The 24,603-nt window shown below is 37.3% G+C and carries 11 protein-coding genes and 1 other RNA gene; 3 read left to right on the forward strand and 9 right to left on the reverse strand.

The genetic code is table 11. From position 1 onward, the window contains the following. Positions 1–23: 23 nt before the first annotated feature. From P178_RS0118940 to P178_RS0118975, 8 genes are all read right to left on the reverse strand, one after another. On the reverse strand, positions 24–11,273 hold the full coding sequence (locus P178_RS0118940; RefSeq protein ID WP_027067707.1) for an immunoglobulin-like domain-containing protein: 11,250 nt from the start codon (positions 11,271–11,273) through the stop codon (positions 24–26). A 490-nt stretch (positions 11,274–11,763) separates the two neighbouring features. Beyond that, positions 11,764–16,614, reverse strand: a complete 4,851-nt coding sequence (locus P178_RS0118945) for a PQQ-dependent sugar dehydrogenase (protein ID WP_197026823.1) — start codon at positions 16,612–16,614, stop codon at positions 11,764–11,766. 239 nt (positions 16,615–16,853) lie between these two features. Further along, complete coding sequence (locus P178_RS0118950) at positions 16,854–17,384, reverse strand: 1-acyl-sn-glycerol-3-phosphate acyltransferase (protein ID WP_027067709.1); 531 nt, start codon at positions 17,382–17,384, stop codon at positions 16,854–16,856. A gap of 51 nt (positions 17,385–17,435) precedes the next feature. Then, positions 17,436–18,545, reverse strand: a complete 1,110-nt coding sequence (locus P178_RS0118955; protein WP_051638366.1) for an iron-containing alcohol dehydrogenase family protein — start codon at positions 18,543–18,545, stop codon at positions 17,436–17,438. 23 nt (positions 18,546–18,568) lie between these two features. Next, positions 18,569–19,267 (reverse strand): HAD family hydrolase, encoded by a 699-nt coding sequence (locus P178_RS0118960; RefSeq protein ID WP_027067711.1) that lies wholly within the window; start codon positions 19,265–19,267, stop codon positions 18,569–18,571. Beyond that, positions 19,258–19,971 (reverse strand): 3-deoxy-manno-octulosonate cytidylyltransferase, encoded by a 714-nt coding sequence (gene kdsB, locus P178_RS0118965; protein WP_027067712.1) that lies wholly within the window; start codon positions 19,969–19,971, stop codon positions 19,258–19,260. The genes P178_RS0118960 and kdsB overlap by 10 nt, the downstream gene beginning before the upstream one ends. A 26-nt stretch (positions 19,972–19,997) precedes the next feature. Continuing rightward, a complete protein-coding gene (locus P178_RS0118970; RefSeq protein WP_027067713.1) occupies positions 19,998–20,567 on the reverse strand; it encodes a DUF4126 domain-containing protein in 570 nt (189 codons plus the stop codon). A gap of 61 nt (positions 20,568–20,628) precedes the next feature. Next, positions 20,629–22,062, reverse strand: coding sequence for an ATP-dependent RecD-like DNA helicase (locus tag P178_RS0118975; RefSeq protein WP_027067714.1), 1,434 nt, complete (start codon positions 22,060–22,062; stop codon positions 20,629–20,631). Between the two features lie 101 nt (positions 22,063–22,163). Between P178_RS0118975 and P178_RS0118980 the strand changes: the two genes are divergently transcribed. From P178_RS0118980 to P178_RS0118990, 3 genes are read left to right on the forward strand one after another with little or no spacing between them, the layout of a single operon-like run. Continuing rightward, positions 22,164–22,814 carry a hypothetical protein gene (locus tag P178_RS0118980; protein WP_027067715.1) on the forward strand — a complete coding sequence of 217 codons (651 nt, stop codon included), beginning with the start codon at positions 22,164–22,166 and terminating at the stop codon, positions 22,812–22,814. Further along, a complete protein-coding gene (locus P178_RS0118985; protein ID WP_036147178.1) occupies positions 22,792–23,628 on the forward strand; it encodes a DUF3822 family protein in 837 nt (278 codons plus the stop codon). The genes P178_RS0118980 and P178_RS0118985 overlap by 23 nt, the downstream gene beginning before the upstream one ends. Next, on the forward strand, positions 23,628–24,164 hold the full coding sequence (locus P178_RS0118990; RefSeq protein ID WP_027067717.1) for an RsmD family RNA methyltransferase: 537 nt from the start codon (positions 23,628–23,630) through the stop codon (positions 24,162–24,164). Before P178_RS0118985 ends, P178_RS0118990 begins: the two co-directional genes overlap by 1 nt. Positions 24,165–24,248: 84 nt before the next feature. Here P178_RS0118990 and rnpB read toward each other — a convergent pair. Continuing rightward, positions 24,249–24,556, reverse strand: an RNA gene (rnpB, locus tag P178_RS22835) — RNase P RNA component class A. Positions 24,557–24,603: the final 47 nt, after the last annotated feature.

Genomic DNA, 24,603 nt, shown 5'->3' on the forward strand with positions numbered 1-24,603 from the left:
TTGTGGGTATAAATTAGATCTCGTTATTGTCGTTTAATAACCATTTCTTCTTGAAATTGGTGACCTTCAGTATCCTGTGTTTTAATAAAATAAACTCCGACCGGTAGCTCTTGCACATTTACTGGCTCACCTCTCTCATCAATAGCACCTCCTTTAATGGTTCTAATCAATCTACCTGTAACATCAAATATTTGAATTGTTTCTACAGTAGTAGGAATATCAAAACTTATGGAAGTTTCAGCAACTGCAGGGTTAGGGTAGACTATCATTTTGTTTTCCGGCATTTCTTTAGCCTTTGAAGTAAATGATGAACTAGGCAAATACTGTATCAACGTTGCTTTAGTTGACGTAGCACTATCGTCCACATATTGGGACACTCCACCCCTTCCACGGAGGTGGATACTTACAAGATCGTTGGCACCATCACTGTACACTTGCACACGAAGTGCATCTGCCTGGATAGGAAATTGCATCGATCCGCCCCATTCATAAATCCCTGAATCGATCCAACCTCCTTTTCCTTCTTCAAGAATGGTCCATTCATTGTTATGCAAGTAGGAAATCCGCCACATCGAGTTAGGCTGTGGTTGGTTAGGATAGGTACCTCCAAAAGTGATATAGTTGATAAGTTTGGGCGTAGACCAATTTACCTGCCAATTAAAACCATCCTCTGCACCAGGTCGTCCCAGATTGTCATATCGACCAACTCCATATTCATTGAAACGGGTAGGCGTAAAATAATTCTCCGCTACAGGATCATAAAGTATCGCTTCCAAAGTGCCTCTACCTCCATTAACAGTACCGCCAAGTACCGCATCGGGCAAAAGTGCAAGATTAATATCAGCATTAGCAGGGTTATTTGCAGAGCCCGACCCTTCAATAACATTGACAACTCTGACCACTTGATCTGCGGGGTTACCAGCCGCATCGACAACGTCATAGGTTACATTATAGACCCCTTCAATATCAGTATCCACTATATCCCCACCGATAACTATCGCTGAACTAAGATTTCCATCTACGTTGTCCGTAGCGGAAGCGCCAAGCTCTGTATATTCATCGCCTAAATTCAGATTAATGGTCGAACCACCGTTTAATACAATTATTGGCTCAATTGTATCGGCACCACTGCTAGGTAGATACTGTATCAATGTTGCCTTGGTCCCGGTTGAGCTATCATCATTGTATCGCGATACCCCTCCTCTTCCTCGAATATGAATACTTATTAAATCACTATTGCCGTCGCTGTACAATTGTACCCTTAGGGCATCGGCCTCAATGGGGAACTGTGATGCGCCGCCCCACTCATAAATACCACTATCGATCCAGCCTCCACGACCTTCTTCGATAACGATCCAACTACCATTATGACGGTAACTTATTCGCCAAAGTGTATTTGGTTGAGGCTGATTTGGATATGTTCCTCCAAATGTTATATAGTTGATGCGCTTGGTCGAACTCCAATCTACCTGCCATTTGAAACCGTCATCAGCACTAGGGCGACCAAGGTTAACATTATAGAGCACTCCATACTCATTGTATCTTGTGCTTATGACATAATCGTCTTTAATAGGATCATAAAGAATTGCTTGCGGTGTGCCACGGCCATTGCTAACTGTACCGCTCAATAGAGCATCGGGTAAAAGTGCTAGGTTAACATCAGCATCAGCAAGATTATTCGCAGTGCCAGACCCTTCAATTACATTGACTATTCTAACTACTTCATCGGCAGCATTGCCAGACGCATCATTAACATTATAGGTCACAACATAGACCCCTTCGATATCCGTTTCTACAATATCACCACCGATAACTATTGCTGAACTAACATTATCGTCTGAATTATCAGTAGCGGTAGCGCCTAGTTCTGTATATTCATCCCCTACATTCAGATTAATAATCGAACCACCGTTCAATAAGATGACAGGTTGTTCAATATCCTTAACGATCACCTCTCGTATTACTTGATCTGCGGGGTTACCAGCCGCATCGACAACGTCATAGGTTACATTATAGACCCCTTCAATATCAGTATCCACTATATCCCCACCGATAACTATCGCTGAACTAAGATTTCCATCTACGTTGTCCGTAGCGGAAGCGCCAAGCTCTGTATATTCATCGCCTAAATTCAGATTAATGGTCGAACCACCGTTTAATACAATTATTGGCTCAATTGTATCGGCACCACTGCTAGGTAGATACTGTATCAATGTTGCCTTGGTCCCGGTTGAGCTATCATCATTGTATCGCGATACCCCTCCTCTTCCTCGAATATGAATACTTATTAAATCACTATTGCCGTCGCTGTACAATTGTACCCTTAGGGCATCGGCCTCAATGGGGAACTGTGATGCGCCGCCCCACTCATAAATACCACTATCGATCCAGCCTCCACGACCTTCTTCGATAACGATCCAACTACCATTATGACGGTAACTTATTCGCCAAAGTGTATTTGGTTGAGGCTGATTTGGATATGTTCCTCCAAATGTTATATAGTTGATGCGCTTGGTCGAACTCCAATCTACCTGCCATTTGAAACCGTCATCAGCACTAGGGCGACCAAGGTTAACATTATAGAGCACTCCATACTCATTGTATCTTGTGCTTATGACATAATCGTCTTTAATAGGATCATAAAGAATTGCTTGCGGTGTGCCACGGCCATTGCTAACTGTACCGCTCAATAGAGCATCGGGTAAAAGTGCTAGGTTAACATCAGCATCAGCAAGATTATTCGCAGTGCCAGACCCTTCAATTACATTGACTATTCTAACTACTTCATCGGCAGCATTGCCAGACGCATCATTAACATTATAGGTCACAACATAGACCCCTTCGATATCCGTTTCTACAATATCACCACCGATAACTATTGCTGAACTAACATTATCGTCTGAATTATCAGTAGCGGTAGCGCCTAGTTCTGTATATTCATCTCCAAACTCGATAAATTGCGGATTGTCACCATTGAGAGTTATCACTGGTTTAGTTGTGTCTACTACATTTACAATACGTACTACTTGAATAGCATCATTGACGCCATCAGTAGCATCATATAAAATTTCATAACTACCGACCGCATCCATATATGCAGAATCATCTACTATTACAGGTGAACCATCATTTGATATGGCGCCGAATTCTAGATAACCAGACCCAAGTTCGATAACCTGTGGGTTATCACCAGTTAGAGCTATCACTGGAACTTCAGTATCTATTTTCACCTTTAAAACATTGGAAATATTACAAGCGCCTTGTCCACAATCGTCTTCATTCGAAATTACAGTTGCAACAATATAATATACTTGTTTACTAGAAAGTTCTGTCAAATTCAATGGTATGTTTAACTGTCCTGAAGCATCCAATACTCCTACATACTCTTGCAGCGACTGTATCTTGTTCATTTCAAATAAATCCGTTGGCATATTTGTTGTTATATCTTCTAACGTAGTGCCATATACCAAGACTTCAATACTAGCATTGGCTGGTCCGATAAGGGAAGCTGTTTGTTCTGTTTCATTCACTATTCCATTATCACCAATTCCTTCTAAACTTATTGAAGGTGCATCGCATTGTACAAATGCTGGATTAAAGAAATTTTCAGAATTTACTACACTATTACCAACTTGATACAATTGCCTTGTAGCTGAACTACCATCTGAATAATTTACAGTAACAGTAGACCCAATAAGTTCTGTACCGCTAATGGCTCCTGCATTTCCAGCGGAATCAAATCCTTCTATGCTTCTAGGATCAACATCTACCGCTATATCCACTGTTTCTCCAGCTTCAAAATCATTAAAATCTAAAGTCATAACATTATATCCTCCTGGTCCATTTGGGTCAGAAAATGGAGCTACACAGTCTACATCTGAACTTGTTCCATTATTTCCCGGGATAGTAAGACCTACGTTTGAATCTCCTCCGGTTTGCGAAACAATTGTAACGCATTGAGCAGTTGCATCACCAGCAGTACCAATTGGATCAAAAACAACATTTGGTAGAACGGCTGTACTTAAATCGATACTAACGGATGTGATTTTTACATTACCTGATGAATTATTGGTAATAAACAAACCACCACCATAGGTACTAGAATTATTAATGTTTCCACCAGTTTCAAACGCTACTCTTGCACATGGCATAGAATCTAATACCGTGAGACTTATCGTAGTAGTTGATTCTAATACATTACTACCTGAAGCTGTAATGGAAGCTGAATAATCTCCAGGAGATAATCCGGTAGTATTTATACTAAATCCGTTATTTGCGCCATTTAGAATTAACCACGTGGGCGGTTGAGAAGTAGCAGCATCAATTGCTGTAAGTATCAAATCTTGTGGCAAAGGACTATCATTCGAAGTAACTAATTCAAAGGATTCAGACAATTGTTCTTCACTATCTAGTGTAAACTCAAAATTGTTTGAATTAAATACCAAATTAGGTAATTCTGCTACTTGTAGTGACACTTGAATAGAAACATCATCATATCCGTTTATACCAGAGGCAGTAAGCGTTGCCGTATATAGACCAGGAACTAACCCTATTGTATTAAAAACCAATTCATTAATACCTTGTATCCCAATTGCAGGAGTTGTTGCCCATGTTGAAGTACTTGACGTTGCATTATCAGTGATAACTATATTAGCTGATGTAGGTAAATTTGTTTCATTATTAGAATCCAAATCAAAGGAAACAATGGTTGTTTCACCTACAAATAAAGTAGATGAAATACTGTTTGGTGTTATTTCTATTCCGGGAGTAACATCTACGACCACTGTACCATTGTTAGTTCCGTCCAATACATTTCCATTAGCGGTAACCACTGTCCCTGCCGTATTCTCTGGATTGATAAAGTTAATAGGACTATTTCCTGATCCCACTGCGGTGAAAGAAACTGTTATCATTTCAAAATTACCGGATGGGAATGGTGTTGTAAAAGTGCCTGCCCCATAATCTATTGTGCCTTGTGTATTATCAAAGTTTTGTGTGAGAACTGGAATATTGAAAGGTATTGTTGTTGGAGTCAAACTTGAAACCTGTAAAATAGCGGGATCAAAATTTAAATGAATTTCCGCCCCATTAACTCGCTGTATACCCGTTGATAATAAAACTTTAACGTCAAAAGAATCTCCAATACTAACGTTAGTATTAACTGGATTTATGGTTAAAAAAACACCATCTTCATAAACATTGACAACACGTACTATTTGTGCGGCGTCATTTACCCCATCGTTAGCTGTATAAAGAATATTATAAGTACCCACAGCATCTACAAATGCACTCGCATCTATTGCAACCAAAGAACCATCATCTGTTATTGCTCCCAGTTCAGTATAACCACTACCAAGTGAAATATATTGAGGATTAGCACCATTCAGTGTAATTATAGGAGCCACATTATCTACTACATTAACCACACGTACTATTTGCACTGCATCATTTACCCCATCGTTAGCATCGTACAAAATATTATAACTGCCCACAGCATCTACAAATGCACTGGCGTCAATAGTAACTATTGAACCGTCATTTGTAGTAGCACCAAGTTCCGAATAACCAGTTCCAAGTTCTATTATTTGCGGATTGTCACCGTTCAAGGTTATTATAGGTATTGAAGTGTCCACAACATTAACTTCACGTACTATTTGCACTGCATCATTGAGCCCATCGTTGGCATCGTAAAAAATATTATAACTGCCCACAGCATCAACAAATTCACTTGCGTCGATAGTTACTATGGAACCGTCATTTGTAGTAGCACCAAGTTCTGAATAACCGTCACCTAGTTCTATTATTTGAGGATTGGCACCCTTTAAGGTTATTATAGGTGCTGTAACATCCTCCGTATTTACTACTACTGTAGTTGTTTTTGTTGTTGTTATTCCACATGCATCAGTTACAGAAGCAGTAATAAAATGATTTCCTACGACATTTAATATAGGAGTAATACTACTTCCCGTACCTAAATTTCCTCCATTATTTGTTTCTATGTCAGAATTCCAACTGATTGTCAAAGTGGTATCATCATCTTCTAAATCTGCAGCTACACTACTTAAACTTATCGTTTCTCCAGGTTCAATTGTGACCGGAGCAGCAAGTATATCCTCTAAAGTAGGAGCTGTATTTGCAATAACATTTACCGTAATACTTTGGGTAACAATTGCGGGTGTGGCATCTTGTACTTCAGCTGTGTAGGTAGCAGATCCAATAACACTTGTCAAAGCAAGTGTGCCACCTGTTCCAACAATAGTACCAACATTGTCTTTCCAAACTATGATACTATCCAAATTGCCTTGTTCTGCATCATTCGCTGATGCGGTTAAGATAAAATCTTCTCCATTATTTTCACAATCCAATACATCTTCCACCACTTCTATTGACAGTGAAGGGGCTGCATTCGTAACAAAATTTGAGGTCTCAACTATACAGAAACCACTCAACTTAGCATTGTCGGCTATTGCATCCAAATCAATATTTAATACTCCGTCAGTAACGGTAACTGAAAATGTTTTTGTTGCAGCGGTTAAGGGGCCAAACTCGGAAAATAAATCAACGCTAGTTTCTATGGAACCTTCAACATTAATATCAAATAAACGTTCACCAGCACCTAAATTGGTTCCTCCACCAGCAACTCCTATGTATAATTCTGCGAAATAAAGTTCAACTGTAAATTGACCATCTCCAGTAGGTACTGCATAATTTAAGGGATCATTATAATTCTCCGATTGAAACAAAGCTTCCTCACCACTTCCTTGAACTACACCACTGTAATTGGAGACAACTTTATTATAAGCTGTTGCAACTGAAGTTAAATACTGATCGGAAGCAAAAGTTTTTCCGAAAGCATTAACTGATGGTTGATTACCTACATTGACACAAATTGGGAAGACTATTAATGGCTCTATCGTCCAAGTAAAACTTGATATTGCCGTTTCTGATTCATCATCTGTTGCTGTAATGATTACCGAGTATGGACTATTATCTATTGCTCCTGGTAAGATAGTACCACTAATTTCTCCTGTAGTTAAATCTATAGTTAATCCTGTAGGAAGTGAACCAGTAACTGAAAAGGTAACATCTCCACCATCTGGATCATTTGCTGCAATAAATAGTCCTTGAGGGCTATCACCTACTAAATTTGATTGATCTGTTATTTCTTTTGTGAATATTGGCGGTTGGGTTGCCGTTAATTGTGCAAAAACAAATTGTTGAATATTAACTCCGCCATTAAATTCTAGACGTAAGGTTTTTAAACCTGTATTTGTAAAGTTTACCGCTGTGCTAAAGGGATCATAAATATTCCATTCCTTCTTTGGGACAGTTACTGTTCCTAAAGCTGTTCCATTACCTTCTTCTAAAATGGTTATATCCGTAGAAGTACCATCAGCTCCACTTCCGTTAGCGGCAGTAAAAGTAATATCGTAAGCCCCTACCGTTTCCACATTTATTAGATATTCCAAAAACTCACCGGCGCCAATATAACCAACATTGCCCGCCGTCTCAATGGCAACCGTTAAACCTCCTTGTGGGTTACTACTACCATACCACGGTATGGGATTATTAAATGTGTTGGCTATTATGGTACCTGCAACTTGTTGTGCTACATTAATTGTAAATTCTTCTATAACAGATGGGTTTACTCCGTCATTGGCGGTTACCCTAGCTAAATAAGAGCGTCCCTGATTGGGTGTCCAGTCTAATATGTAGTTCCCATTTGTTCCTGTAAATGTATAACCGTTGACCGATGTGGTAGGATTAAAAGGAGTGTTTGTACCTCCTAAACTGATATCAAAAATTTCAAGATTTGCATTAGGATTGATATCATCTGTAACAGTAACCGATAAGGAAATTGGATCTCCTTCATTCACAATTATATCATTAATAGTAGCTATTATCGGGGAAGTATCATTTGCTGGTGCGGTAATTTCCAATTGAAATTGCTCTGTTACAGGCGAGCTGTTTCCATCACTAATTATTGCATTAAAAACATATGATCCAATTGCATCTATGGATGCTGTTCCAGAAATTGCTTTACTGGCTACGTCAAGAGATAAACCTATTGGTAACGCAGGATTAATAGTAATGGTTAAATTATCGTTCTCTGGATCATTAATATTTAATCCCAAACTTACTGGAGTACCCGCTTCTGCAGTTAGGTTTCCGATTGCTGAAGAAGGTAAAAGGTTTGCCGAAGCAACTTCTGTTATACAGAAACCTGAAATTTTTCCATTATCCGTTGAGGCTGGCCCAACTCCAATTTCAATAGAACCATCTACTACATTTACAAAATAGGTTCTTGTAATTGCAGTTTGATTGGAACTAATTCCATCTTTAATTGGATTTACTGGATCATATTCATCAAGTATTATATTTCCTTCAAGCGAAACATCAAATACACGACCTCCTGATGCCGGATGATAAATTTCTGCTATATATAAATCTACTTGATAAAAACCATTAGTTACAGGCACATTATATTCAAGCGAAGGATTGGCAGCATCTTTGCCTCCATAAATTTCTTTTTGAAACAACAGCAATTCATCTGGAGTATTTGTTCCCGCAATTGCACCAGTGTATCCGGAATATTTTTTGCCATTGGCTCTACTAAAACCTTGGCCTGTTGGAGCAACATTATTAGGATCACCAATAAATGTTCTACCAAAAGCAGTTAAACCAGCTGAGCCTGAAGCAATACAAATCTGGAATGGAGTAGTCGTATTTACATTAACAGTTCTAATTGCTGTTCCCGTATTACCAGCGATATCAGTTGCTGAATAAGTAATTTCATATTGTCCTGCAATACTTGTATCTACGCTACCTAAAGTATTAACCGTAACATTAGAATCTACATTATCTGTTGCCGTTGCACCGGCATCTACATAAACATCATTAACATTTAAATCAATTACAGAACTACCATTCAAAGTAATGACAGGTGCTTCTGTATCTGTTATGGCAGGAGTAACAATAAAATTAAGAATTGCTTTAGCTCCAACGCAATCAAACTCTACATGATTGGCTCGAGCTGCTACCACTACAACTGTATTTGCACCTTCAATAATACCATTTCCATTTCCATCATAGGCTAATGCTCCACTGGAATCATCAAAAGTAAATACGGTTTGATTTCCGTTTAGTGCAGTAGAAATTCTTTTACTAACATCAATATTGTTAACATCTGGTGGGTTTATAAAAAAATGAAAATGTTCATTAGGATTTGCTACGGTACCAAATAATAAATCAACTGTACTAACATCTATAGTTACCGAAGTGCCAGTAATTACCGAACCTTCTGACGGACTTTGAAAAGCTACTTGAGGACAGGAAACTTCCACATTTATCTCATCAGTTACAGTTAATGGTGAACTATTAGAATCAGAAACAAATGCTTTTAAAGTCTGAATACCCGGTTCTAAGAAAACTCCAGTAACTGCTGAACCAGTATTAGGTGTAGCAATAAAACCTGTATCTGAATCTGATGACCAACTAATGTTTGAAGAAATATTGCCATCCTCTAAATCATTTGCATCTCCAGAAATATTAAATGAAGTACCCCTAGAAACTACTAAACCATCTACAGGAGTGAGAATCGATACTGTTGGTGCAGTGTTTATTGAGCCAATAAAAGTAACATCAAAATAATCTGTATTAGAATAATATTGATTACCTCCAGACCAATCAAAACGTATAGTTTGAATACCTTGATTTAATAAAATGCTAGTATTATAATTACCAAAAACAGACCAGTTGGTTGACTGTGGTACAATTACAGTTGCAGATGGTTCGTTGTTAATTGTTAATGTACCCGTTTGTGCAGAACCATTAGAGGAATTAAAGTTAAATTCATAAGTACCTGTTGTTGGTACATTGATAGTATATTCTACAAAATCTCCAGGACCAGTAAAACCGACCACTGTTTTTGCGCCTACCTCAACACCTACACCAACTCCACCACCTAAATTACCTTGATTGTCATAAGATTCAGCTTCAATTCTTACCGAATTTGAAGCAGACAATTCTTGGGGAATGTCATTAACAGTGACATCAAAAGTTTCTATAACTGTATTTGAATCTTCATCAGTAACTGATATTGTAATAGTGTAAACTGCACTTCCATCTCCATTAGAACCCCCATCCCCAAATGTTGGTGATACTATTAAATCTGAAGAGTAAGAACCTGGTGTGTTAATTAAAACATTTTCTGTAAGAAAGCCAGAAGCGTTAAAAGGAAATGGGTCCGTTTGAGGTGAATTATTATTTGATTGTAATTCTTGGGGCTCGTTAGATATTGATGATATAGTCACGGATAAATTATCATTGTCCGCATCTAATATTTCAATAACATTATTCAAATTCAGAACACCATTCTCATTAACACTTTGGTTGGCTATTGCTGTAATACTTGGAATTGTATTAACTACGGTTTCAGTAACAGTTATATTTTTAGTAATTACATCGGTTAACCCTCCATCATCCTCAATGGTTAACTCTATGGTATAAGTTCCTGCGCTAGAATATATATAAGTTGGTGTTTGACCTAATTGAACTGGAGAACCATCACCAAAATCCCAAGAATAAGAAACAATTGTACCATTTCCATCAGGATCAGTTGAAGTCCCTGCATTAAAAGCAACTTCTAAACTTTGTGCGCCAATACCAGGAGTTGCCGTAAAATTAGCCGTTGGAGATTGATTAATTGTGCCTACTTGTATAGAACTATCAATGAAATTTTTAGTAAATGAACTACTCGCGGGACCTGTAACGATTAGCGTACCATTTGGCGAATCAAAAAACAATAAATCACTATTTCCATTAGACAATGCTGTGAATTCTACTGTCAGAAAATCATTATCACCCGAGGGTTTGGGTGACGCAAATGAAACTGCATTATAGTTAATTGTACCTATTGAGTTATCTATAACATTTTCAAGAGAAACAGGATAGCTAGCTGCAGTGGTAACGGTATTTGCATGTAGTACAGTAGGATTATATTTCAGTTTTAATTGGGCTCCTGTAATTTCTTGTGCTCCCGATTGAAATTGAACAGTTACCGAAAAATTCTCACCAATCTCAATATTTGTATCTGTAGGTTCAGTAAATACAATATTTACATTCTGTGCAATTAATCCAGTTGTAAAACCTAGAAATAAAACCGTAGAAATTATTAAGTATTTACTAAACTCAGATTGAAAGCTCTTTTTAAAGTTAAACGGCAAGAATAAATTTGAAAACAAGTCGGTTGTGAAAAGTAGAATTTTCTTCATAGTGTAACTGGAATAGAATGGTTATTTTGATTGAGAGAAGTATATAGAAAGGTGTGTTTCGCTAATGAACACATTATTAAATGAACACCAACTAACGATTTTGAATTAAGTAAACAAAGTAGAATATCCAAAGAGCAAAAGAATGGCTCAGGATTACTAGTCGAGTAATTTTTAGTCATTTAAAATAGGTTTGGTTAGATAATAACCAAAGCACTATACAGGTTAATTTATTGTCGTAAGTGGGGTACGAAATAAATACCTTTTGGGGGGATATTTTAGCCTTTAAAAGGCTGAAAACACAAAAAATATGTACTTAACAAGAATATATATTATTGTTCAATATAGGGGTAGTTTTAAAAATTTTTACGATAAAAGTTATATTTGTCACGACAAACAGCTCATATTTAATAATGACAATTTAATATTCTGTATGAGTTTTGCAAGTTTTTGATTCTTAATCAATTAAAAATTATTTAAAATTTTTAAAAAGTTAATGCTGAATTAATAATCGCTTATAAAATTGATTTCCGTTTTTATGTGAAGATTTTATATAGTAAATTCCATTTTGTAAATCTTGAACATTAAAAAATACGGAAGACTTGTAATCCACAGTTCCGTTTTCAATTGTTCTAACCAACCTACCAGTAACATCAAAAATTTGTATTGTTTCGACTGTATTCGGTAATATAAAACTCACAGACGTTTCATTAATTGCAGGATTTGGATAGACAATCATTTTGTTCTCCGGCATTTCTTTAACCTTTGCAGCCGATGACGAATTCGACAGATATTGAATCAACGTGGCCTTGGTCGCCATAGCGCTATCGTCCACATATTGGGACACTCCGCCCCTTCCCCGGAGATGGATGCTTACAAGATCATTGTTTCCATCGCTGTAAACCTGAACCCGGAGCGCATCGGCCTCGATAGGGTACTGGTCAGGTCCGCCCCATTCATAGATACCGGAGTCGATCCATCCACCCTTGCCCTCTTCAAGTACGGCCCAACTTCCGTTGTGCAGATACGATATCCTCCACATCGAATTTGGCTGGGGCTGGTTAGGGTACGTTCCCCCGAAAGTAATATAGTTGATACGCTTGGGCGTAGGCCAATCAACCTGCCACCTGAAACCGTCATCCGCAACGGGACGACCTAGGTTTTCTTGATAAGCCACACCGTGCTCGTTGAACCGTGTTGGCGTATAGTAATTGTCCGCAATGGGATCGTACAATATCGCCTCCATCGTGCCCCTGCCATCACCGACAGTACCACTGAGAACCGCATCGTCCAAAAGACCTAGGTTGATATTCGCATCAGGATCATTGAATGATTCGGTTACAGGCTCCACTACATCTACTCGCCTGACAACTTCCTCGGAGGCGTTAATGCCGTCGCTAGAACTATAAACTATATCATAGCTCCCGATGGCATCGACGAACGCTCCCGTATCTATCGTTACGGAAGAACCATCATCGGTCGTCGCACCCAATTCGGTATAGCCAACGCCCAATTCTATCACTTGTGGGTTGGGTCCAAATAACGTTATAACGGGTGCAGTAGTGTCCGGAGCCGGGTCTCCCGGCAGATATTGAATCAACGTGGCCTTGGTCGCCATAGCGCTATCGTCCACATATTGGGACACTCCGCCCCTTCCCCGGAGATGGATGCTTACAAGATCATTGTTTCCATCGCTGTAAACCTGAACCCGGAGCGCATCGGCCTCGATAGGGTACTGCGTCGACCCTCCCCATTCATAGATACCGGAGTCGATCCATCCGCCCTTGCCCTCTTCAAGTACGGCCCAACTTCCGTTGTGCAGATACGATATCCTCCACATCGAATTTGGCTGGGGCTGGTTAGGGTACGTTCCCCCGAAAGTAATATAGTTGATACGCTTGGGCGTAGGCCAATCAACCTGCCATCTGAAACCGTCATCCGCAACGGGACGACCTAGATTAACGTACCGGTCCTCCCCGTACTCGTTGAAACGTGTAGGTGTGAAATAACCGTCAGACAAGGGGTCGTACAATATAGCCTCCATCGTGCCCCTACCATCACCGACAGTACCACTGAGAACCGCATCGTCCAAAAGACCTAGGTTGATATTCGCATCAGGATTATTGAATGATTCGGTTACAGGCTCCACTACATCGACTCGCCTGACAACTTCCTCGGAGGCGTTAATGCCGTCGCTAGAACTATAAACTATATCATAGCTCCCGATGGCATCGACGAACGCTCCCGTATCTATCGTTACGGAAGAACCATCATCGGTCGTCGCACCCAATTCGGTATAGCCAACGCCCAATTCTATCACTTGTGGGTTGGGTCCAAATAACGTTATAACGGGTGCAGTAGTGTCCGGAGCCGGCTCTCCCGGCAGATATTGAATCAACGTGGCCTTGGTCGCCATAGCGCTATCGTCCACATATTGGGACACTCCGCCCCTTCCCCGGAGATGGATGCTTACAAGATCATTGTTTCCATCGCTGTAAACCTGAACCCGGAGCGCATCGGCCTCGATAGGGTACTGCGTCGACCCTCCCCATTCATAGATACCGGAGTCGATCCATCCGCCCTTGCCCTCTTCAAGTACGGCCCAACTTCCGTTGTGCAGATACGATATCCTCCACATCGAATTTGGCTGGGGCTGGTTAGGGTACGTTCCCCCGAAAGTAATATAGTTGATACGCTTGGGCGTAGGCCAATCAACCTGCCATCTGAAACCGTCATCCGCAACGGGACGACCTAGATTAACGTACCGGTCCTCCCCGTACTCGTTGAAACGTGTAGGTGTGAAATAACCGTCAGACAAGGGGTCGTACAATATAGCCTCCATCGTGCCCCTACCATCACCGACAGTACCACTGAGAACCGCATCGTCCAAAAGACCTAGGTTGATATTCGCATCAGGATCATTGAATTTACCAGTATTTGGCTCGACATTTAGTTGATTAATCCATTCCTGTAAAAGTTCAACCCCTTTTTCATCTATTTTATTTTTAGCAATTGGAGGCATCATAATTCCTGAATCCGTACTGTTTACCCTGTAAAAAATATGTGACTTTGCAGCATTACCTGGGTATAAAATTTTTTGATCATTTCCAATACCTTCAACAACTTCACCTATACCAGCAGTTAAAAGACCAGTTTCTTCCAAAGAATTTATTAACCTTAAGTCAAACTCTGCTCGTAGTCCATTTGATGGCAAATGGCAATAAGCACAGTTCAAATCTAAATATGAACGAGCTTTATCTTCTAAGGTGGCATTGAGATCATCGATGGAGGTATGGGTCAAAAAATCTTGTGTATCAGAATCAATAATTTGTTCATCTAAAATTCCCAAGTGACTTAAAGTAACTAATTGATTGGCTACCATTCCTCCATTAATATGGGTGGAGTAATCATACTCAATATTTAAATACCTTGTTCTTGGACCTAAAGTACCTTGAGAAGATTCATTATGGCAATTTAAACATTCATTTGTCGAAGGATAGCGCCAAATTTCCGTACGTGTTCCCCCATCAGTTTTAACAACACCAATTGATCGTTCTTCACCCGTAGTCATATCTACAAGGACTGCATCTGTCTGAGAAGAATTCCATTTATACGATAAAAATGTCCAATTATTATCACTATTTTTAATTGAAATCCGCGTCTCTATTTTTGCAGTTAACTCTGGATTACTATCACTTATAGGATAATCAAAATGTTTCACTAAAACAGAACCTACCGGAAAAATCCAATTATTATTTTCTGAATATTGAATTTGTTCCTCAACAGAATCGTGTGTTCCATCATTAGGAATTGCCATCCAACGTTTCTTAACAGCTCGGTCAGACCAAAATGCATCAATCATATCATATGGTACAAAACCATTGGTCACAGTTAAATTGCCCAAATTTGTAAATACTCCAGTCTCTGAAAGTAATTGTGGAATACCAGATGATAATACCGGGGCTACGAAACGAAGTAATTGTACATTGTTTCCCTGTAACAAATAATATATACTACCGTCCTTTCCTTCCCCAAATGAAATTGGTCTCTTAGGAAGAGTTCCTAAAACAACATGACTTCCATCAGTGATATCGACAGAAAATATCTTTTGTGTAAGCCAATCAGCAGTAATATATTTTCCCTTATAGGATATAAATTCTGACCCACGATAAACTTGTCCCCCTATTATTGATTTAGCGTCATCTCTATTAAATGATGTTAATGGAACTTCATGCTCCATATTATTTAACATCTGAATATTACACTGGTTGAAGGGACCAGGTATTTCACCTTCCCAAACTGGCCAGCCATAATTTTTACCTTTGGAGACAACATTTATTTCGTCATGTGTACTTTGACCAACTTCTCCAATATATAGTTTTCCTGTTTGAGAATCTTTACTCATTCTATGAGGACTTCGATTGCCAACAGTATAATATTCCTCAAAATTATTACCTGAAGCACTTAAGAAAGGATTGTCGTTCGGTATCCAATAAAACCTACCTGAAAATTCATCAGTTTCCCCAGCATTATCAGGCATAATCCTAATTGGCGGATGACTTTTATTTGAATTCATATCTACATCTATGCGCAATACTCCACCATCTAAATTATCACTCAAATTTTGCGCACTAACAGCTCTACCTTGTTCACCTGTAGCTATATAAAGAAAACCGTCATCTCCAAATTCCATTGCTCCACCTCTATGCGTAGTGTTCAACATACGCCTTCGCATCATACGCTTTCTGGAATTTGCAACAAATGACATATTTGAAGGGTTTATTTCAAAACGATCCAAATGGATATAGTTTCCATGAAAATTTGCTAAGTCACAGCCAAAAGTGCCATTACCACCACTATTTAAAGTATCATCTCCTGTCTCTGATTCAGTAGTATAATATATGAAAATGAAGTTTTTGCCAACTTCGCCAAATTCTGGATGAACCTCCAATCCTAGAAGTCCACCGTCCCAAACTTCAATATTTGGCAAAACAGCATCGCCTATCTCATTTGTAAAATCAACCAGTAAATTTTTATTCAAAGTTCCCTGGCTATCGTCCATCCAATAAATCTTTCCATCTAATTGCCCAATTAGAACTCGATTATGATTAGGTATTGCGGTATAGGTTATAGGCCAGTCAAATCGTATATTGGAATATGCAATTTCGTAAGGTTCATGATTAAGATTAACATCTGGAAAATTATAATTTACAAATGGTCCTATTGGTTGTACATCATTATAACCAGGTCCAAAAAACATTGAACCAAAACTCATTGAGATTGAAATTATCGTGAAACCAGCAACTATTTTTAACCATCCATTTAAGCCCCTTTTTATTTTCATATTGGTATATTTAGACATCTATCTATCAACAATAATCGATTGTTAATAAATAATATATGGGATATTAAAAATTAGGGGAAAAACAATAAATTAATTGACACTATTAAAACTACGACAGTATTATATTAACGGAAAATTAACATCTAATTACCAGATAAAACACTCAAAAAATCGACGATCGGCAGTATGGATCAGATTTATAAGGAAAATTAATTTTTCTAAAATAATAAATTTAATATCTATCTATGCTTCCCTTCCACCCCATCAAAAAAAGCATGATATTTTTTAAAATCAGCTTCCTGGTCATCCGTAGGAATTATTGGTTCTGAAATTTTAATTTCTTTCTTACCATAATCAAAAGCAACTAATACAATGGGGACATTAGCGGTTTTAGCAATAAAATAAAAACCTGTCTTCCATTTCTCTACCTTCTTTCTTGTTCCTTCTGGAGATAGTGCTAATCGGAACTTTTTTCTTTCACTAAAAATCTGAGCCGTAGCCTTAACCGTATCATTGTTTTTTGTTCGATCTATTGGTGCACCACCTGTCCACCTAAAAAACCATCCAAATGGAGGTTTAAACAAACTCTTTTTACCAACAAAATTTATTTCCTCTTGCCATACAGCACGTATTAATAGCCCTAAGAGAAAATCCCACCAACTGGTGTGCGGTACCACTATTGATACGAACTTATCTAAATACGAAGGAAATTCGCCATTAAGTTTCCACCCTAATAATCTGAAATAGATGAATTTTGCTATTTTTTGCATCATAAAATTGAAGTGATTACCAGCTAAGTATCTAGATGGATGGATACTGTATTAAATTTTTCTGTAAATAGCTTTTAGCTTTTCAGGTGAAATAATGGACTGCCAATTTTCTCCTAGTGCATTTTCCCATAATGGAGCCATACCTAATGCTACAGAAATCATTTTGTCCATTTCAGAAGAAGTCAAATTAGAACATACTCCTTTCGGCAAAACTATTTTATGCTTTGCTAGCATTTTATTAAACACTGCTACTCCTTCCGGATAAAACTCTTCTAAATATTGAAAAACTAGACAATTTCCTATGCCGTGCTTAACCCCTAAAACATAGCCAAGCCCATAACTCATTGCATGCGCTACCCCTACTTGAGAATAGGCTATACTCATACCGCCATGCCATGATGCCATCATGAGTTTTTCTCTACTTTCAGATGCTTCTATATCTTCTAAAAACACTTCTTTGCAAAGCTCCAATGATTTTTCACCATAGCTTTTACTGAAGGCATTTAAAAAGGTACCGTTAAGTGATTCAATACAATGTATATAGCAATCCATACCTGTATAGAACCATTGTTCTTTTGGCACGCCTTTAGTTAATTCTGGATCAAGTAGTACTTGGTCAAAAGTGGTATAATCAGAATTAATACCTAATTTTTTTTCAGGTCCCAACAAAACTGTTGTTCTTGAGACCTCTGCACCCGTACCACTAATAGTAGGTATACCTACATGATAAATAGATTTTTTATTTACCAAATCCCACCCTTGATATTCTGATGCATCACCTTTATTGGTGAGCATTATCGCTACAGCTTTTGCTAAATCTAACAATGTGCCACCACCAATACCAATAACACCTGAAGGTAATTCTGTATACTTACCCCTTAGCATCTTCACAAGAGCATCTACCTGTTCTGTTTTCGGCTCTTCATCTGCTGAAATCAATATTATTTGATCACAAAATATACTTGGTATTCTATCTAAAAGTTCCGTTCCTTCAAAAACATCATCCACTAGATAAATCATCGGTGCTTCTGAATGCTTCCTTTTTGGCATCAATATTTCACCTAAAGTATCGAAACTTCCTTTACCATAGACTATTCTGGGTACCATCGGAAAATTTCTAAACTCCTCTGAAGCTTTTGTTGGTATTTTCTTTAATGCCATTTTTTTATTCACCTCGATTTACATTAAACATATTCCAAAATATCCGTCAGTGTAGATATCGTCATGTATCCCTTATTCTCTACCGGTCCTTTCACTTCTTCATGTTCCCACGTGGTATGAAATGGTACGTGTATTGCCCTCGCTCCTATTTCAACTAGCGGTAAAACGTCTGATTTTAAAGAATTACCTATCATTAAAAACTCACTTGGCTCTATCTGTAAATGTTCTAGTAGATCGGTATAATTCTTTTCCTTTTTATCACTCAATACTTCTACATGATGAAAATATTCTGATAGCCCAGAACGGTCTAACTTTCTTTCTTGATCCAATAAATCTCCTTTTGTCAAAACAATTAAACGATACTTATCATTTAAACTTTTTAAAACATTTTCAACTCCATCCAACAATTCTACAGGCTGAGTAATCATTTCTTTACCAAGATCTAATAATGCACCAATTGTTTTAGATGAAACTTGATTATTAGATAGTTCAAGTGCACATTCAATCATTGAAAGCATAAACCCTTTAATACCATAACCATATAAATCTAAATTCTTGATTTCGGTCCTAAACAGTTCTTGGTCTATTTTATTCTTGGTTTCGTACTTCTCCAATAAATTGGCGAACTTATCTTCTGTATCTCTAAAGTAAGTCTCGTTCACCCACAGGGTATCATCTGCATCGAAACCGATTACATTAATTCCGTCAAAATTTATTTCCATGCTTCTTGGGCTTTCTTTAAGTCTTCAGGTGTATCTATCTCTATTCCCTGAACATCAGTTTCTACCATTTTAATCTTCTTGCCATACTCTAAATAACGTATAGCTTCAATTTTTTCTGTTGCCTCTAATTGCAACATTGGTAACCGTTGAAAATCTACCAACGCACTTTTTCTAAATGCATATATACCTTTATGTTTAAAATAAGTGGTATTTGAATCTTTAGCTCTTGGATAAGGTATTGGAGATCTTGAAAAATATAATGCAAAATTTCTATTATCCACAATTACCTTTACAGTATTTGGATTGTTGATTTCCTCTTCATCTGTAATTTTCACCATCAAGGAAGCTAAATCAATCTCCTTATGCACATCATCTTCAAAAACTTTTAAGACACCTTCTAAGCTTTCTCTATCTGTAAAAGGTTCGTCTCCTTGTACATTTACAATAATATCCACGTCCATATGCATAACCGCTTCAGCTATTCTATCGCTTCCACAATCATGTTCTTTTTTGCTCATGATAGCCAAACCACCCTCTTTTATGATGGTTTCGTAAATAATATCACTATCGGTGACTACATACACTTCATCGAACAACTTTGTATGTACTGCTGCTTGATAAGTTCTTAAAATGACCGGTTTACCAGCCAAATCTTGCATTAATTTTGCAGGAAATCTCGATGCCGCATAACGGGCAGGAATCATTGCTATTTTCTTCAACTAAATCTAATTTAAGTTTTTGCTTTTGGTCTTAAGCTTCTATAAATTCTAAAGATTATTACCAAAATAATAATAACCAAAACGGCAGCAAGTATCGGTGCAAATATAGAAGCCACAGATACTACTGCAGCTGCCCCTGTTTCAACAGTCGTTAATACAGGGTTTGCTAAACCACCGGTTGTTGCTGTAGACGCCAATCTACCGGTTGCTCCTGCACCCTTTATCGCAGTAGCAGTTCCTCCACCTGCAATTATTGCAAGAGACCAAGTTATTACGGGATCTAAATCTGCAACGGTTGATACCATAACTGCAGTACCGGCTATTGCAGCTAAAGGCACGGAAATACTGTCCAGTAAATTATCGAACCAAGGAATGAAATAAGCGAATATTTCTAAAAATGTAGCAACACCTAAGGTTAAAACAGCTACCAAACTTCCAATCCATTCCCAATTATCATTTAATTCCCAAACTCCAAAATAAGAGGCCAGACTTAATGCAAATAAGGGTAAAAACACCCTAAAACCCACAGAAGCCGCTAATCCTATTCCTAAAAATATACTTAAAACTGTATCGGTCGTCATATTAAATCTACTATTAAAAAGTATATTTTATTATATCAATAATCACTAAAATAATCTTTTCTTAATCAAGAAAAAAATCATCCTTAAACCCAATAAGGTACAATTTATTTTTTGCTCTTGTAACTGCGGTATATAGCCATCTTAAATATTCTTTATCTATACCGTTAGGTAAGTAAGGTTGCTCTATAAAAACGGTATCCCATTGTCCACCCTGAGACTTATGACATGTTATGGCGTAAGAAAATTTAACTTGTAACCCGTTAAAATATTTATTGTTCTTTACACCTAGAAACTTCTTGTACTTAGAGCTCTCATGGGCAAAATCTTTCATTACTTCTTGGTAAAGTCTATTACCATCTTCATATGATAAAGAGGGAGATTCCGCTGCTATGGTGTCTAATAACAAAACTGTTTCAAACGGAGGCATATTTGGATAATCAACCATTTTTACCTTAACCTCAGCAAATTTGAAAGTGTAAATTTCCTTAATATCATATATTTCTAAAACCTCTATAATATCACCGTTTGCAATAAAACCGGCTTCCGTGCTTGGTTTTAACCAATAGTAGTTATTCTTAACCACCATCATAAAATCGCCTACAGCAATATCATTCTCTAAAAATAAAATTCGCTCTCTTATATTCTGATTGTAAAGATTTGCACGTTTATTAGATCGGACTATAAATGCAGTTTCTTCTTTACCATTTTCTGAATAAGAACTATCTATTGCCTCTTGAATTTCATTGCCATCTATTAAACGTATAATATCCGTAAAAGGGTCTACATCAAATTTAAAATCTTCAAAGAAATTACTTTGTAATTGTTCTCTTAACAAAGTTGCATTAGCCAATATCCCCGAATCGCCCGCTTGCCGTACAACTTCATTCAACTCTAAACGAACAACTTCCTTATTGTAGTTTAAAGACAGCTTATCCCCATCCAACGCCGGACTCAACACTAAATGTACTGGTGGTAATTGAGCAGTATCCCCAATTAGAAGTAATTTACATTTATGACCTGAATACACAAACATCATTAAATCATCTAATAAAGAACCGTTTTCAAATAATTTTGAATCTGCAGCAGTATCTGGTATCATAGAGGCCTCATCAACAATAAATAATGTATCTCTGTGCTTATTTGGCGCTAAAACAAATTGCACTCCACCACCACTTTGTTTTTTAGGAAAATAAATTTTTCTATGAATTGTAAAAGCCTGCGTTTTTGAATAATTAGACATCACTTTTGCCGCCCTACCAGTAGGTGCCATAAGTACTGCTTTCTTCTGAACCTTCCATAAACTGTTAACTAAAGTCCCTATTAAGGTCGTTTTACCAGTACCGGCATAACCTTTTAATAAAAAAACTTCATCTTTAACTGTTGACAATGTAAATTCCGCTAACTTTTGCAAAGCCACTGATTGTGTGGCAGTTGGTGTATGTGGAAATTTACTTTCTAGTATACTATAGAATGATGCGGGAGTTGTTGGTTTCATGAGCCCTCAAAGATAAAGATGATTTTTAGGCTAAAAACTTTTACCATTAAAAAAAAATTGTAGATTTGTGAAGACCACTAAATAAAAATAACACATACGAAATGAAGACCATTATACAAATTGTACTTTGGATTGGATGTATCGCTTTAGGATACTTTATTTACAACTCCATAACTGGACCAATCAAATTTAAAGAGGTAAAAGAGGAACGTTTTTCTCAAGTTATTGCCAAATTAAAAGATATTAAAAATTCTCAAGAAGCTTACAAAACAGTAAACGGTAAATATGCAAATGACTTTAACAGTCTTATTCGTTTTATTGATACTGGTAAATATGTAATTACACAACAGAGAGATTCGTCTTTCATGGAATTCGATAAAGCATATGGAATTGATATGTTGAAAGAAATGAAAATTATCGACACGTTGGGTTTTGTTTCTGTAAAAGATTCACTTTTTAAAAGTGATGGTAGATATAAAAGCTTAATGGAAGTACCTACAGCTGCAAATGGCGAAAAATTTGAGATGAAAGCTGGATTTGTTGAGAAAAGTGGATATAAAGCTCCTGTTTTTGAAGTAAAAGTTGATAAAGAGGTAGTTCTTTATGATCAACCAAAAGATCTTTTATCTCGTGAAAAAGCTGCATTAAGTGTAGAAGAAGTTAATGGACCATCTATTAAAGTAGGTTCTTTAGACGATGTTAGCACAACTGGTAACTGGCCTGCTATTTATGACAAAAAAGAAAAAAAATAGTAGCTTAAATATAGCGGATAAAAATTTTAAGAAATTGTCCATTCAGGTTAGCTTGAATGGACTTTCTTTTTGTGTGGCAGATACTGTCTCACAAAAAATCTTGATTTCTGATAGGGTTGATTTTTCAGATGAGAAAAATCCTATGGAGATTAAGAATGAATTGGAAAATCTATTTCAACAACATGATATTGAAGAAATGCAATTTGATGAAGTTGTAGTTGTTCACAGAAATACCCTTTTTGGACTTGTACCTAAATCCCTATTCCAATCAGACAATTTAAACGAATACCTTAAATTTAATACGAAAGTTTTAGCCACCGATGTTTTAGCTTTTGACGAGGTAGAAAATCATGATTTAGTAAATGTCTATGTACCTTATGTAAATATCAATAATTACATATACGATTTATTTGGCGAGTTTAATTTCATGCATAATGGCACCGTTTTATTACAGTCATTAATGAATAATCAATCGCAAAGCTTAGAAACCACATGTTTTGCCCATGTAAATAAAAACCAACTAGATATTACCGTTTTAAACCAGCGCAAGCTGCTACTCTACAATAGTTTTAAATACCATACTAAAGAAGACTTTGCATATTATCTTTTATTTGTAATAGAACAATTAGAATTAGACCCTAAAACAGTTACAGTTAAGTTATTTGGTGCTATAGAAGAGGATGATGACATTTATCAATTATGTTATAATTACATTCAAAATATCAGCATCTTTGCTCCATCAACACCACAGTTGATAAAGCTTGGAGAACCAACAGCATCCTCTTTAGATTTCACACTTATTAATACGATATAATGCGCATCATTTCAGGAAAACATAAAGGACGTAATTTAACCGCACCAAAAAATTTACCTGTAAGGCCTACTAAAGATATGGCCAAAGAAAGTTTGTTCAATATTTTGAGCAATAACTATTATTTTCCTGATTTAAAAATACTTGACTTATTTGCAGGTACAGGAAACATAAGCTATGAATTCTCATCTAGAGGAGTTGACGATGTTCTTGCAATAGATGCACACTCAGGATGCGTAGATTTTATTGATAAGACTGTAACGCTTTTAGACATGAATATTCGTACTCTAAAAAGTGACGTTTTTTCATTTTTAAAGCGAAATACCGAAAAATTCGACATTATTTTTGCTGATCCATTTTATGATATGGATTTGACCAATTTTGAGAAACTACCTCAACTAGTTTTTGAGAATGATTTATTATTAGAAGACGGGGTTTTAATCATTGAACATTCTAACCGTACCAGCTTAGCCGAATTTCCACACTACAAAAACTCTAGAAAATATGGTGGTAGTGTTTTTAGTTTTTTTGAGAAATAAAACTTTCCATTACACTTCTGCACACAAAACAAGCAACTAGATTTCAAAGCATCAGTAAGGTTTCAAACTCAATACTTAAGTTTTTAAAAAAGCAGGCCATAAGCCGGATTCTGTAGACTAAAAAATTAGAATTCCTTATCATTTATCTAGGCAATGGGTTACCCCAGTGCTCTAACCGCCTACCCTTCGGCTTGAGCGTGCAGCCCTTAAACACCGATTTACATGACGTTTCACCGTATAGAGTTTACCTGGTTTCACTACAGCCGAACTGTACTTGCTTTCTGTTGCACTTGTCCTCACTTTTCAGCGGACGGGCGTTACCCGCTATACTGCACTATGGTGTCCGGACTTTCCTCTCCCAATTACTTGGCAGCGATAAGGTGGCCTGCTTTGCGCAAATGTACTGCAATTGTTGATAACTATGGATGATCTCTATTCT

Source organism: Maribacter sp. Hel_I_7 (assembly GCF_000688315.1).
GTDB lineage: Bacteria > Bacteroidota > Bacteroidia > Flavobacteriales > Flavobacteriaceae > Maribacter > Maribacter stanieri.

Coding starts and splice junctions, on each gene's coding strand:
- P178_RS0118940 (WP_027067707.1), bottom strand. CDS start 11,273: ATGAAGAAAATTCTACTTTTCACAACCGACTTGTTTTCAAATTTATTC.
- P178_RS0118945 (WP_197026823.1), bottom strand. CDS start 16,614: ATGAAAATAAAAAGGGGCTTAAATGGATGGTTAAAAATAGTTGCTGGT.
- P178_RS0118950 (WP_027067709.1), bottom strand. CDS start 17,384: ATGCAAAAAATAGCAAAATTCATCTATTTCAGATTATTAGGGTGGAAA.
- P178_RS0118955 (WP_051638366.1), bottom strand. CDS start 18,545: ATGGCATTAAAGAAAATACCAACAAAAGCTTCAGAGGAGTTTAGAAAT.
- P178_RS0118960 (WP_027067711.1), bottom strand. CDS start 19,267: ATGGAAATAAATTTTGACGGAATTAATGTAATCGGTTTCGATGCAGAT.
- kdsB (WP_027067712.1), bottom strand. CDS start 19,971: ATGATTCCTGCCCGTTATGCGGCATCGAGATTTCCTGCAAAATTAATG.
- P178_RS0118970 (WP_027067713.1), bottom strand. CDS start 20,567: ATGACGACCGATACAGTTTTAAGTATATTTTTAGGAATAGGATTAGCG.
- P178_RS0118975 (WP_027067714.1), bottom strand. CDS start 22,062: ATGAAACCAACAACTCCCGCATCATTCTATAGTATACTAGAAAGTAAA.
- P178_RS0118980 (WP_027067715.1), top strand. CDS start 22,164: ATGAAGACCATTATACAAATTGTACTTTGGATTGGATGTATCGCTTTA.
- P178_RS0118985 (WP_036147178.1), top strand. CDS start 22,792: ATGACAAAAAAGAAAAAAAATAGTAGCTTAAATATAGCGGATAAAAAT.
- P178_RS0118990 (WP_027067717.1), top strand. CDS start 23,628: ATGCGCATCATTTCAGGAAAACATAAAGGACGTAATTTAACCGCACCA.